This is a genomic window from Pseudomonas sp. B35(2017) (assembly GCF_002113645.1).
Taxonomy (GTDB): Bacteria; Pseudomonadota; Gammaproteobacteria; order Pseudomonadales; family Pseudomonadaceae; genus Aquipseudomonas; species Aquipseudomonas ekonensis.
The window spans coordinates 210,319-222,382 of record NZ_NEIZ01000005.1; the positions used below are offsets into that span (position 1 = coordinate 210,319).

The 12,064-nt window shown below is 65.2% G+C and carries 12 protein-coding genes; 5 read left to right on the forward strand and 7 right to left on the reverse strand.

Annotated features, from left to right (window positions below; genetic code table 11):
• The first annotated feature begins 7 nt into the window (after positions 1 to 7).
• Positions 8 to 1,906: a sulfate adenylyltransferase subunit CysN gene (cysN, locus tag CAG41_RS12125; protein WP_085578635.1), complete on the forward strand. Its 1,899-nt coding sequence runs from the start codon at positions 8 to 10 to the stop codon at positions 1,904 to 1,906.
• 237 nt (positions 1,907 to 2,143) lie between these two features.
• Here cysN and CAG41_RS12130 read toward each other — a convergent pair whose 3' ends face one another.
• From CAG41_RS12130 to CAG41_RS12140, 3 genes are read right to left on the reverse strand one after another with little or no spacing between them, the layout of a single operon-like run.
• A complete protein-coding gene (locus tag CAG41_RS12130) occupies positions 2,144 to 3,049 on the reverse strand; it encodes an acyltransferase (protein ID WP_085631682.1) in 906 nt (301 codons plus the stop codon).
• Between the two features lie 4 nt (positions 3,050 to 3,053).
• Positions 3,054 to 5,153 (reverse strand): phosphate acetyltransferase, encoded by a 2,100-nt coding sequence (pta, locus tag CAG41_RS12135; protein WP_085578638.1) that lies wholly within the window; start codon positions 5,151 to 5,153, stop codon positions 3,054 to 3,056.
• 60 nt (positions 5,154 to 5,213) lie between these two features.
• Positions 5,214 to 5,522, reverse strand: a complete 309-nt coding sequence (locus CAG41_RS12140; RefSeq protein ID WP_085631680.1) for a DUF3565 domain-containing protein — start codon at positions 5,520 to 5,522, stop codon at positions 5,214 to 5,216.
• Here CAG41_RS12140 and CAG41_RS12145 point away from each other — a divergent pair.
• The 3 genes from CAG41_RS12145 to CAG41_RS12155 all read left to right on the forward strand — a co-directional run bounded on the left by CAG41_RS12145 (position 5,521) and on the right by CAG41_RS12155 (position 7,873).
• Positions 5,521 to 6,006, forward strand: coding sequence for a peptidylprolyl isomerase (locus tag CAG41_RS12145; protein WP_085638429.1), 486 nt, complete (start codon positions 5,521 to 5,523; stop codon positions 6,004 to 6,006). The two genes, CAG41_RS12140 and CAG41_RS12145, sit on opposite strands and share 2 nt — an antisense overlap.
• Before the next feature lie 123 nt (positions 6,007 to 6,129).
• On the forward strand, positions 6,130 to 6,612 hold the full coding sequence (locus CAG41_RS12150) for a glutathione peroxidase (RefSeq protein ID WP_085578642.1): 483 nt from the start codon (positions 6,130 to 6,132) through the stop codon (positions 6,610 to 6,612).
• A gap of 157 nt (positions 6,613 to 6,769) precedes the next feature.
• Positions 6,770 to 7,873, forward strand: a complete 1,104-nt coding sequence (locus CAG41_RS12155; RefSeq protein WP_085638432.1) for an NADH:flavin oxidoreductase — start codon at positions 6,770 to 6,772, stop codon at positions 7,871 to 7,873.
• 130 nt (positions 7,874 to 8,003) lie between these two features.
• Here CAG41_RS12155 and CAG41_RS12160 read toward each other — a convergent pair whose 3' ends face one another.
• Together CAG41_RS12160 and cysZ are read right to left on the reverse strand one after the other, a co-directional pair.
• A complete protein-coding gene (locus CAG41_RS12160; RefSeq protein ID WP_085707041.1) occupies positions 8,004 to 9,203 on the reverse strand; it encodes a glycosyltransferase family 1 protein in 1,200 nt (399 codons plus the stop codon).
• Between the two features lie 51 nt (positions 9,204 to 9,254).
• Positions 9,255 to 10,007 carry a sulfate transporter CysZ gene (gene cysZ / locus CAG41_RS12165; RefSeq protein WP_085631674.1) on the reverse strand — a complete coding sequence of 251 codons (753 nt, stop codon included), beginning with the start codon at positions 10,005 to 10,007 and terminating at the stop codon, positions 9,255 to 9,257.
• Between the two features lie 311 nt (positions 10,008 to 10,318).
• On the opposite strand from cysZ, the gene trxB reads away from it, so the two are divergent.
• Positions 10,319 to 11,281, forward strand: a complete 963-nt coding sequence (gene trxB / locus CAG41_RS12175; protein ID WP_085578650.1) for a thioredoxin-disulfide reductase — start codon at positions 10,319 to 10,321, stop codon at positions 11,279 to 11,281.
• A 155-nt stretch (positions 11,282 to 11,436) separates the two neighbouring features.
• On the opposite strand, the gene CAG41_RS12180 is transcribed toward trxB, so the two are convergent.
• Together CAG41_RS12180 and CAG41_RS12185 are read right to left on the reverse strand one after the other, a co-directional pair.
• A complete protein-coding gene (locus CAG41_RS12180) occupies positions 11,437 to 11,775 on the reverse strand; it encodes a HopJ type III effector protein (RefSeq protein ID WP_085578652.1) in 339 nt (112 codons plus the stop codon).
• Positions 11,768 to 12,064, reverse strand: a complete 297-nt coding sequence (locus tag CAG41_RS12185; protein WP_085578654.1) for a DUF1244 domain-containing protein — start codon at positions 12,062 to 12,064, stop codon at positions 11,768 to 11,770. The genes CAG41_RS12180 and CAG41_RS12185 overlap by 8 nt, the downstream gene beginning before the upstream one ends.

Here is a 12,064-nt window from a genome sequence, read left to right on the forward strand (position 1 = left end):
TCGAACCATGTCGCACCAATCCGATTTGATCAGCGAGGACATCCTCGCCTACCTGGGCCAGCACGAACGCAAAGAGCTGCTGCGCTTTCTGACCTGCGGCAACGTCGATGACGGCAAGAGCACCCTGATCGGGCGCCTGCTGCACGACTCCAAGATGATCTACGAAGATCACCTGGAAGCGATCACCCGCGACTCGAAGAAGGTCGGCACCACCGGTGACGACATCGACCTGGCGCTGCTGGTCGACGGCCTGCAGGCCGAGCGCGAGCAGGGCATCACCATCGATGTCGCCTACCGCTACTTCTCCACCGCCAAGCGCAAGTTCATCATCGCCGACACCCCGGGCCACGAGCAGTACACCCGCAACATGGCCACCGGCGCGTCCACCTGCGACCTGGCGATCATCCTGGTCGACGCCCGCTACGGCGTGCAGACCCAGACCCGCCGCCACAGCTTCATCGCGAACCTGTTGGGCATCAAGCACATCGTCGTTGCCGTCAACAAGATGGACCTGAAGGACTTCGACCAGGGCGTGTTCGAGTCGATCAAGGCCGACTACCTGCAGTTCGCCGAAGGCCTGAAGATGAAGCCGTCGAGCATGCACTTCGTGCCGATGTCCGCGCTCAAGGGCGACAACGTGGTGAACAAGTCCGAGCGTTCGCCGTGGTACACCGGCCAGTCGCTGATGGAAATCCTCGAGACCGTGGAAGTGGCGGGCGACCGCAACTTCACCGACCTGCGTTTCCCGGTGCAGTACGTCAACCGTCCGAACCTGAACTTCCGCGGTTTCGCCGGCACCCTGGCCAGCGGCATCGTGCACAAGGGCGACGAAGTCGTGGTGCTGCCGTCGGGCAAGAGCAGCCGCGTCAAATCCATCGTCACCTTCGAGGGCGAGCTGGAGCACGCAGGTCCAGGCCAGGCCGTGACCTTGACCATGGAAGACGAGATCGACATCTCCCGCGGCGACCTGCTGGTGCATGCCGACAACGTGCCGCCGGTCACCGACAGCTTCGAGGCGATGCTGGTGTGGATGGCCGAAGAGCCGATGCTGCCGGGCAAGAAGTACGACATCAAGCGCGCCACCAGCTACGTGCCGGGCTCGATCGCCAGCATCGTCCACAAGGTGGACGTGAACACGCTGGAGGAAGGTTCGGCGAGCGCGTTGCAGCTCAATGAGATCGGCAAGGTGAAGATCGCCCTCGATGCGCCGATCGCCCTGGACGGCTACGACAGCAACCGCACCACCGGCGCGTTCATCGTCATCGACCGCTTGACCAACGGCACCGTCGGCGCCGGCATGATCGTCGCCCAGCCGGTGAGCCACGGCACCGCCACGCAGCACGGCAAGTTGGCCCATGTAGCGACCGAGGAGCGCGCCCAGCGCTTCGGCCAGCAGCCGGCCACCGTACTGTTCAGCGGCCTTTCCGGCGCGGGCAAGAGCACGCTGGCCTATGCGGTCGAGCGCAAGCTGTTCGACATGGGCCGTGCGGTGTTCGTGCTGGACGGCCAGAACCTGCGCCATGACCTGAACAAGGGCTTGCCGCAGGACCGTGCCGGCCGCACCGAGAATTGGCGCCGAGCCGCCCATGTGGCGCGTCAGTTCAACGAAGCCGGCCTGCTGACCCTGGCCGCGTTCGTCGCGCCGAGCGCCGAAGGGCGCGAGCAGGCGAAGGATCTGATCGGCAAGGAGCGTCTGCTGACGGTCTATGTCCAGGCATCGCCGACCGCCTGCGCCGAGCGTGATCCGCAGGGCCTGTACGCGGCGGGTGGCGACAACATTCCGGGCGAGTCCTTCCCGTATGACGTGCCGCTGGATGCCGACCTGGTGGTCGATACCCAGTCCGTGTCCCTGGAAGAGGGCGTCAAGCTCGTGCTGGATCTGCTGCGCAGCCGCGGCGCGATCTGAGCCTTGGCCTGAAACGCAAAGCCCGCCGATGAGCGATCATCGGCGGGCTTTTCGTTTGGGCTGTCCTGATCTCAAGCTCCTGCGGGGCTCGGACTGACGTCATCGCCAGCAGGCTGGCTCCCACATGGATTGCGTTGGCCGCAGGCGCTGCATTCAACCGAATCCCCTGTGGGAGCCAGCCTGCTGGCGATGGCGCCGGTCAAGGCGCCGCAGGAACGGGACCCATGCATCGCACGGTCAGCGGCGCCCAGGAAACTCGCGGTTCAACTGCTCCAGCAACGCATCCTTGTCCAGCCACATCTGATTGATCCAGCCCTGGAACTGCAGGCGGTATTCGCCGTCCTGGTCGTAGTTGCGGCCGACGAACTGCGGCGGCACCTTCAGTTCCTCGACATGCACCACCACCTCCTTGACTCGGCCGCACAGCAGGTCGGCGAAGCCGGGGCGCCCGCCCGGGTAGTGGAGGGTCACGTTGACGATCGACTCCAGCTGTTCCCCCATCGCATCGAGCACGAAGGCGATGCCGCCGGCCTTGGGCTTGAGCAGGTGCCTGAACGGCGACTGCTGCTGGGCATGCTTGGCGGCGGTGAAGCGCGTGCCTTCGACGAAGTTGAAGATGCCCACCGGGTTGTCGCGGAACTTCGCGCAGGTCTTGCGGGTGGTCTCCAGATCCTTGCCTTTCTTTTCCGGATGCTTTTCCAGGTAGGCCTTGGAGTAACGCTTCATGAACGGAAAGCCCAGCGTCCACCAGGCCAGACCGATCACCGGCACCCAGATCAGCTCTTGCTTGAGAAAGAACTTCAGCGGCTGGATGCGCCGGTTGAACACGTACTGCAGCGCCAGGATGTCGACCCAGCTCTGATGGTTGCTGGTGATCAGGTACGAGTGCCGGTAGTCCAGGCCCTGCAGGCCGCTGACGTGCCAGCGGGTGCGGCAGACCAGGTTCATCCAGCCTTTATTGAGGCTGATCCAGGCTTCATGGGTGTGGCTCATCAGCCAGCGGGTCAGGCGTTGGGTGAAGGCGAACGGCAGCACCTTGAACAGCGCCACCACAAACAGGAACGAGCACAGCAGGATCGTGTTCAGCGCCAACAGCAGCGCGGCGATGACGCCGCGCAAGGGAGCGGGAAGAAAGGCCAGCATCGAGTCAGATATCCAGGGTTCGGTTGGCGGCTTGGATCGCGGTCAGGGCAATGGTGTAGACGATGTCGTCGACCTGGGCGCCGCGCGGCAGGTCGTTGACCGGCTTGCGCAGGCCCTGCAGCATCGGGCCGAGGCTGACGCAGTCGGCGCTGCGCTGCACGGCCTTGTGGGTGGTGTTGCCGGTGTTCAGGTCAGGGAACACGAACACCGTGGCGCGGCCGGCCACCTGGCTGTTCGGCGCCAGTTGCCGGGCCACGGTCTCGTTGGCGGCGGCGTCGTACTGCAACGGGCCGTCGATCAGCAGCGCGCGTTGCTGCTCGTGGGCGAGCAGGGTGGCTTCGCGCACCTTCTCGACTTCCTCGCCGCTGGCCGATTCGCCGCTGGAGTAGCTGATCATCGCCACCCGCGGCGTGATGCCGAAGGCCGCCGCCGAGTCGGCGCTCTGCAGGGCGATCTCGGCCAGTTCCGCCGCGCTCGGGTGCGGGTTCATCACGCAGTCGCCGTACACCAGCACCTCTTCGGGGAACAGCATGAAGAACACCGACGACACCAGGGTGCAGCCCGGCGCGGTCTTGATCAGTTGCAGGGCCGGGCGGATGGTGTTGGCGGTGGTGTTGATGACACCCGACACCAGGCCGTCCACCTCATCCAGCGCCAGCATCATGGTGCCGATGACCACGGTGTCTTCCAGCTGCTGCTCGGCCATCGGCGCGTTGAGGCTTTTGCTCTTGCGCAGGGCCACCATCGGTTCGACGTAGCGTTCGCGGATCAGGTCCGGGTCAAGAATCTCCAGGCCCGGCGGCAGTTCGATGCCTTGGGCGCGGGCCACGGCCTCGACGTCGGCGGGCTTGGCCAGCAGCACGCAACGGGCGATGCCGCGCTCCTGGCAGATCGCGGCGGCCTGTACGGTGAGCGGTTCGCTGCCTTCGGGCAGGACGATGCGCTTGTTGGCCACCTGGGCCCGCTGGATCAGCTGGTAGCGGAACACCGCCGGCGACAGGCGCATCTCCCGCGGGGTGCCGCAGCGCTGGTGCAGCCAGTTGGCGTCGAGGTGGCTGGCGACGAAGTCGGTGATGATCTCGGCGCGCTCGCGGTCGTCGACGGGGATTTCCTTGTTCAGGCCGTTGAGCAGGTTGGCGGTGTCGTAGGAGCCGGTGCTCACTGACAGCACCGGCAGGCCGGCCTGCAAGGCGCCGCGGCACAGCTCCATGATGCGCGGGTCGGGCAGGGTGTCGCTGGTCAGCAGCAGGCCGGCCAGCGGCACGCCGTTGATGGCCGCGAGGCTGACGGCCAGGATGATGTCGTCGCGGTCGCCGGGGGTCACCACCAGCACGCCGGGCTTGAGCAGGTCCACGGTGTTGCGCATGGTGCGCGCGCAGATGATGGTCTTGGTCATGCGCCGGGTTTCGTAGTCGCCGGCGTTGAGCACCTGGGCGCCCATCAGGTCGGCGACGTCGCGGGTGCGCGGGGCGTTGAGCTCGGGCTGGAACGGGATGCAGCCCAGCAGGCGGAAATCGCCGCTGCGCAGCAACGGCGAATGTTCCTTCAGGCGCGCGGCGAAGGCGTCCATGCTCTCGTCGGTCTTGACCTTGTTGAGGATGACGCCGAGGACTTTCGGGTCCTTCGGCCCGCCGAACAGCTGCGCCTGCAGCTCCACCCGGCCGGACAGCTCGGTCAGCACTTCGTTTTCCGGCGCCGAGACCAGGATCACCTCGGCGTCCAGGCTCTTGGCCAGGTGCAGGTTGACCCGTGCGGCGTAGCTGGCGCTGCGGGTCGGCACCATGCCTTCGACGACCAGCACGTCCTTGCCGACGGCGGCCTGCTGATAAAGGGTGATGATCTCTTCCAGCAGCTCGTCGAGCTGACCGTCGCCGAGCATCCGCTCGACATGGGCCAGGCCCAGCGGCTGCGGCGGTTTCAGGCCGTGGGTGCGGGCCACCAGCTCCGTGGAGCGTTCAGGGCCGGTGTCGCCGGGGTGCGGCTGGGCGATCGGCTTGAAGAAGCCGACCTTCAGGCCGGCCCGTTCCAGCGTACGCACCAGCCCGAGGCTGATGGAGGTCAGGCCCACGCCGAAATCGGTGGGCGCGATAAAAAAAGTCTGCATGCGGATTCTCTAAGGGTGCATGGCAATGGCGATCAGCGGCTTTGGGCGATCTGCCTGAATTCAGTCGCCAAGGTTATCGCTAACCGAGCCCTGCGCGCACCAACCGCACGCGAAGGGCCGGCCTATTTTTTCAAGGCGTTGCGCCGGATCCAGCACCCACGCCCGCGACTGCCAGGGCGGCTGGTGGCGCAGGTGCTGGGTATGGCCGCAGGACAGCTCGGCGACCCAGTGGCCGTCCTCGTCCTGGTGGAAGCCGGTGACCGTCGCCGGGGGCGTTTGTTCCCGTCTGTCCGGGTTGTGTTCGCTTTCGGGCAAATCCTTGTTTAGACTTGTCCGTTCTTCATTCTTATGCAAAAGGTCCCGCCTCATGCTGATCGCCGCCAACAAGGCTGTCTCCATCGACTATACCCTGACCAACGACGCTGGTGAGGTCATCGACAGCTCCGCCGGCGGCGCACCGCTGGTTTACCTGCATGGCGCAGGCAACATCATTCCGGGCCTGGAAAAAGCCCTGGAAGGCAAAGGCGCCGGTGACGAACTGAGCGTTTCCGTCGAGCCGGAAGACGCCTACGGCGAATACTCGGCCGAACTGGTCAGCACCCTGAGCGCCAGCATGTTCGAAGGCGTCGACAAGCTGGAAGTCGGCATGCAGTTCCACGCTTCGGCGCCGGACGGTCAGATGCAGATCGTCACCATCCGCGACATCGACGGCGATGACGTCACCGTCGACGGCAACCACCCGCTGGCCGGTCAGCGCCTGAACTTCAAGGTCAAGGTCGTCGCCATCCGTGACGCCAGCCAGGAAGAGATCGCTCATGGCCACGTCCATGGCGAAGGTGGCCATCACCACTGATTTTCTGCGCTAAGCTTTCGAGTACTGGAGAGGCGCCCTGAGGGCGCCTTTTTAGTCTGCGGCTGTCCTTGGCGCGCTGCCAAGCGGCTGTTTCAAGGGGAACACGGGAATCTGGAGTCCGTCATGAGTGCTTTTCACGACCTTAAGTTGACAGCCCTGGATGGCCAGGAGCTACCGCTGGCGCCCTTCAAGGGCCAAGTCGTGCTGGTGGTCAACGTCGCCTCCAAATGCGGGTTGACGCCACAGTACGCGGCATTGGAAAACCTTCATCAGCAGTACAAAGGCAAGGGCTTCAGCGTGTTGGGCCTGCCGTGCAACCAGTTCGCCGGCCAGGAGCCTGGCTCCGAACAGGAGATCCAGGAGTTCTGCAGCCTGAACTACGGGGTCAGTTTCCCGTTGTCGAGCAAGCTTGAGGTCAACGGCCACGAACGGCATCAGCTCTACCGCTTGCTGGCGGGCGAGGGGGCCGAGTTCCCCGGCGACATTACCTGGAACTTCGAGAAGTTCCTGCTGGGCAAGGACGGCCGCGTACTGGCCAGGTTCTCGCCGCGCACGGCGCCGGACGATCCGGCCGTGATCACCGCGATCGAAAAGGCATTGAGCTGAAACACGAAAATCGCAGCCATCGGACTGCGATTTTTTTTGCCTGCCTTTTGACCCTAAATCATTCAGATCAATAATGCTTTCATGTGGGTGGCGTCACGCATATTATCGCCGTCATATGGCCTCGTGCCTGTCGACAACGTTTTCGTGGAGCTTCCCGATGCCCGTCCAAGCCCTGTTCAAACCGTTCCAGTTAGGTGCCCTCGAACTGCCGACCCGCGTGGTCATGGCCCCCATGACCCGCTCGTTCTCGCCGGGCGGCGTGCCGAACAGCAAGGTCATCGAGTACTACCGTCGCCGTGCGGCGGCCGGGGTCGGCCTGATCATCACCGAAGGCACCACCGTGGGCCACCAGGCCTCCAACGGCTATCCGAACGTGCCGCACTTCTATGGCGAGGCGGCGTTGGCCGGCTGGAAAAAGGTCGTGGACGCGGTGCACGCCGAAGGCGGCAAGATCGTTCCGCAGCTGTGGCACGTGGGCAATGTGCGGCGCCTGGGCACCGAGCCGGACGCCAGCGTGCCGGGCTATGGCCCGTCGGAAAAGCTCAAGGACGGCCAGGTCGTGGTGCACGGCATGAGCAAGCAGGACATCCAGGACGTGATCGGCGCCTTCGCCCAGGCCGCCAAGGATGCGCAAAGCATCGGCATGGATGGCGTGGAGATCCACGGCGCCCACGGCTACCTGATCGACCAGTTCTTCTGGGAAGGCAGCAACCAGCGCACCGATGAGTACGGCGGCGACCTGGCCAACCGTTCGCGGTTCGCCATCGAACTGATCCGCGCCGTGCGTGCGGCGGTCGGCGAAGGTTTCCCGATCATCTTCCGTTTCTCCCAGTGGAAGCAGCAGGACTACACCGCGCGCCTGGTGCAGACCCCCGAGGCGCTGGGCGAATTCCTCAAGCCGCTGGCCGACGCCGGCGTGGACATCTTCCACTGCTCGACCCGCCGTTTCTGGGAACCGGAGTTCGAAGGCTCCGAGCTGAACCTGGCCGGCTGGACCCGCCAGCTGACCGGCAAGCCGACCATCACCGTCGGCAGCGTCGGCCTGGACGGCGAGTTCCTGCAGTTCATGGTCAACACCGACAAGGTCGCGCAGCCCGCCAGCCTGGAGAAACTGCTGGAGCGCCTGAACAACGACGAGTTCGATCTGGTGGCGGTGGGGCGTGCGTTGCTGGTGGATCCGGACTGGGCGCAGAAAGTCCGCGAAGGCCGCGAGCAGGAGATTCTGCCGTTCAGCCGCGAGGCGTTGATGACGCTGGTGTAGGCGGCGCCTTCACTGGCGCCATCGCCAGCAGGCTGGCTCCCACGAAGGGCTCGGTGGCCACCGGGCACCCGAGAAGCCTGTGGGAGCGACCTGGCTTCGGGCGGCGATCCGACGAATAGGGCTGCCCGGATCAGGGCAATGTCTGCGCGTTCGGCATCGCCTGCTCCCCTGAGCACGCCCCGCGCAGATGCCCTTCGAACTGCTCGACGATCGTCGCCCAGCCCTGACGGCTGGCATGCTGGCGCGCATTCAGGCGCACGGAGCGCAGGGTTTCCCGCTCTTCCAGCAACCATGCCGCCGCCTCGCAGAACGCTTCCTCGTCGCCCGGCATCGCCAGCACGCCGTTGTAGCCATGGCGGATGTGCTGCGCCGCCGCAGCCTGGTCGTAGGCCACCACGCCCAGACCTGAGGCCAAGGCTTCGAGCACCACGTTGCCGAAGGTTTCGGTGAGGCTGGGGAACAGAAAGATGTCCCCCGACGCATAGTGCGCCGCCAACGCTTCGCCGCGTTGCGAGCCGCAGAAGATCGCCTCGGGCAGCTGCTTTTCCAGGGCGGTGCGCAGCGGACCGTCGCCGACCACGATCAGCTTCGCGCGGCGTTGTGGATAAGTGCTGCGCAGCCGTTCGAAGCTGCGTCCCAGCAAGCCGAGGTTTTTCTCGGCGGCCAGTCTTCCGACGTAAATCACCGCGATGTCCTGCTCGCCCAGACCCCACTGCGCACGCAAGGCGTCCAGGCGTTTGGCCGGGTGGAACAACTGGCTGTCCACCCCCCGCGACAACAGCGCCAGCCGGTCGAAGTGCCGGCGCTCCAGCTCCAGGCGTTGGCTGACGCTGGGCACCAGCGTCAGCGCCGAGCGGTTGTGGAACCAGCGCAGGTAATGGGTCAGCAACCGCGTCAGCAGGCTGAGCCCGTACTGGTGGGTGTACTGCTGGAAATTGGTGTGGAAGCCGCTCACCACCGCGATCCCCAGGCGCCGTGCCGCTCGCAGCGCCGACAGCCCGAGCGGGCCTTCGGTGGCGATGTACAGCACGTCCGGGCGCTGGCGTTTCCAGCGGCGCAGCAGCTTGTGCATCGACGACTGTCCCCATTGCAGCCCGGGATAACCCGGCAACGGCCAGCCCCGGCACAGCAGCACCCCGTCGTCGGCGCTGCGCTGGGGATCGTCGCCCTGGCGCGGGCGCACCAGTTCCACCCGGTGCCCGCGCGCGCGCAGGCCTTCGCACAGGCGACCCAGGGTATTGGCCACCCCGTTGATTTCGGGAGGGTAGGTTTCGCTGATCAGGGTGATGTGCAGAGCTGTCGTCATGGCCCCAGTGTCGGCTGGGGCCATGTCGCGGTTGTGACATCCGGATGATGGATTTGTGACCGGCCGCCGCCCGGGTCAGGCAGGGGTGGCCAGACGCTCGGCGCCGCGCTCGCGCACCCAGAACAGCGTCGCGCCGGCCACGGCCGCCGGCATCATCAGGATGTTCACCAACGGGATCATCAGCGCCAGGTAGACGACCCCGCCGAAGCTCATGCTCTGCCAGCGCTTGTGCCGCAGCCAGGCGAGCATTTCGTTCCAGCCCAGCTTGTGGTTGTCCGCCGGGTAGTCGATGTACTGGATCGCCATCATCCACACCCCGAACAGCAGCCACAGGGGCGCTGCGACGATGTTCACCACCGGAATGAACGAAAGGATGAACAGCCCCACCGCCCGGGGCAGGAAGTAGCCGAGCTTGCGCATCTCCCGGGCCAGGGTGCGCGGCACCATGGCGATCAGTTCGCCCCAGCTGAAGGCCGGGAAGTCGTCGGTGCCGCGCACCACCACTTCGACCTTCTCCGCCAGGAAGCCGTTGAACGGCGCCGCGATGACGTTGGCCAGCATCGTGAAGGTGAAGAACACCATCAAGGCCACCAGCACCACGAACAGGGGCCACAGGATATAGCTGAGAAAGCCCAGCCAGTCGGGCAGCGATGGCATCAGGGCGTCGACCCACAGGCTGAACTGATGGCCGGCCAGGTAGATCAATCCGACGAACAGCACCAGGTTGATCGCCAGCGGCAGCAGCACGAACAGGCGCAGGCCGGGGCTGAGGACCAGCTTCAGGCCTTCGCGCAGGTATTGCGGTCCGGACAGGACAGGGGCGGGCATATCGGGCTCCGAGCAAGGGAAAACGCGCCGACCTTACCGGCTTTGCCCGGCAGGCGAAAGCGCGGCGGCGGGATCGACATTCACTGTAACAAAGACGGCCGGCTCGTCAGCGTGTCCGCATAGAGACCACCTATGAGCTGGATTGTTAAACCGTATTTCCTTAATCTTGCCCCCCTCGATACGCTGCACCCAACTTTTTGCAGGACTGTCGAGCCCATGCCTTCCCCAAGGTTATCCACAGTCCTTTTTTATTCCCGCCGGCAGTCCGGCGTCCGCGCCAGTGGTTCTGGCCGGTCAACAGGAGCAGGTCCATGTCTGAAGTCCGTCATTCGCGAGTGATCATCCTCGGTTCCGGCCCTGCCGGTTACAGCGCTGCGGTGTACGCGGCCCGTGCCAACCTCAAGCCGCTGCTGATCACCGGCATGCAGGCCGGCGGTCAGCTGACCACCACCACCGAAGTGGACAACTGGCCGGGCGACGTCCACGGCCTGACCGGTCCCGTGCTGATGGAGCGCATGCGCGAGCACGCCGAACGCTTCGAGACCGAGATCGTGTTCGACCACATCAACGCCGTGGACTTCGCCTCCAAGCCTTACAGCCTGACCGGTGACAGCGGCACCTACACCTGCGACGCCCTGATCATCGCCACCGGCGCCAGCGCCCGCTACCTGGGCCTGCCGTCGGAAGAGACCTTCATGGGCAAAGGCGTTTCCGCCTGCGCGACCTGCGACGGTTTCTTCTACCGCAACAAGCCGGTGGCCGTGGTCGGCGGCGGCAACACCGCTGTCGAAGAGGCGCTGTACCTGGCCAACATCGCCAGCAAGGTCACCCTGATCCACCGCCGCGACACCTTCCGCGCCGAGAAGATCCTGATCGACAAGCTGCACGCCCGTGTCGCTGAAGGCAAGATCGAGCTGAAACTGAACGCGACCCTGGACGAAGTGCTGGGCGACAACATGGGCGTGACCGGCGCCCGCCTGAAGAACAACGACGGCAGCTTCGACGAAGTGAAGGTCGACGGCGTGTTCATCGCCATCGGCCACACCCCGAACACTTCGCTGTTCGAAGGCCAGCTGGAGCTCAAGGACGGTTACCTGGTGGTGCAGGGCGGCCGTGACGGCAACGCCACCGCGACCAGCGTCGAAGGCGTCTTCGCCGCCGGCGACGTGGCCGACCACGTGTACCGCCAGGCCATCACCTCGGCCGGCGCCGGCTGCATGGCGGCCCTGGACACCGAGCGCTATCTGGACGGTCTGCAGAACGCTGCGCACTAACACCGCAGAAACGAAAAAACCGGCCTTGGCCGGTTTTTTTGTGCCCGCGATTGCTTGGGCGATGCAATCCCGATGTGGCGGATGTTGCTCTGCGGTGGCTTGACTGACGCCATCGCCAGCAGGCTGGCTTCCACAGGGATAGTGTCTTTCGGGACTCAGCGGCGGGTCAGGGGCTGGGCTTCGAACTTCACGCCGGCCAGGCCGTGCTTGATCAGCGCGCGGATGTTGCCGTGGTCGCTGCCTTCCGGAGTCGCGACCACCGAACGGTAGTGCTCGCCGAACGCCAGCAGCGCCTCTTCGTCGCTCAAGCCTTCCAGCAGCGCCAGGCCGAGGGTCTTGCAGGAACCTTCGTTCTGCCCGGCTGCGTTTTCCACGCCGCCGTTGTTGAAGGCCTGCTGGCGATAGTCGTAGCCGGCGTCGATGAACGCCAGGGTGTCGGCGAAGGCGTGTTCGCCGCTCTTGAAGCTGGCGCGCAGGGTGTTCAGGTCACTCATTGGGTTTTCCTTTGGCGAACGCCGCCTGTTGTTCGGCGCTGGCCTCTTGCTGATAGTGGGCTTTCCAGTCGGCGTACGGCATGCCGTAAACCACTTCGCGGGCGTCATCGAGGCTCACCTCGATCTGGCGCTCGTCGGCGGCGGCCTTGTACCACTTGGACAGGCAGTTGCGGCAGAACCCGGCGAGGTTCATCAGGTCGATGTTCTGCACGTCCTTGCGGCTGTCCAGGTGGGCGACCAGCCGGCGGAAGGCGGCGGCTTCGAGTTCGAGGCGTTGTTGCTCGGTCAT

Excerpts from the sequence above, each read along its gene's own strand:
- cysN (WP_085578635.1), top strand. The coding sequence starts at position 8 with ATGTCGCACCAATCCGATTTGATCAGCGAGGACATCCTCGCCTACCTG.
- CAG41_RS12130 (WP_085631682.1), bottom strand. The coding sequence starts at position 3,049 with ATGCTGGCCTTTCTTCCCGCTCCCTTGCGCGGCGTCATCGCCGCGCTG.
- pta (WP_085578638.1), bottom strand. The coding sequence starts at position 5,153 with ATGCAGACTTTTTTTATCGCGCCCACCGATTTCGGCGTGGGCCTGACC.
- CAG41_RS12145 (WP_085638429.1), top strand. The coding sequence starts at position 5,521 with ATGCTGATCGCCGCCAACAAGGCTGTCTCCATCGACTATACCCTGACC.
- CAG41_RS12140 (WP_085631680.1), bottom strand. The coding sequence starts at position 5,522 with ATGAGGCGGGACCTTTTGCATAAGAATGAAGAACGGACAAGTCTAAAC.
- CAG41_RS12150 (WP_085578642.1), top strand. The coding sequence starts at position 6,130 with ATGAGTGCTTTTCACGACCTTAAGTTGACAGCCCTGGATGGCCAGGAG.
- CAG41_RS12155 (WP_085638432.1), top strand. The coding sequence starts at position 6,770 with ATGCCCGTCCAAGCCCTGTTCAAACCGTTCCAGTTAGGTGCCCTCGAA.
- CAG41_RS12160 (WP_085707041.1), bottom strand. The coding sequence starts at position 9,203 with ATGGCCCCAGCCGACACTGGGGCCATGACGACAGCTCTGCACATCACC.
- cysZ (WP_085631674.1), bottom strand. The coding sequence starts at position 10,007 with ATGCCCGCCCCTGTCCTGTCCGGACCGCAATACCTGCGCGAAGGCCTG.
- trxB (WP_085578650.1), top strand. The coding sequence starts at position 10,319 with ATGTCTGAAGTCCGTCATTCGCGAGTGATCATCCTCGGTTCCGGCCCT.
- CAG41_RS12180 (WP_085578652.1), bottom strand. The coding sequence starts at position 11,775 with ATGAGTGACCTGAACACCCTGCGCGCCAGCTTCAAGAGCGGCGAACAC.
- CAG41_RS12185 (WP_085578654.1), bottom strand. The coding sequence starts at position 12,064 with ATGACCGAGCAACAACGCCTCGAACTCGAAGCCGCCGCCTTCCGCCGG.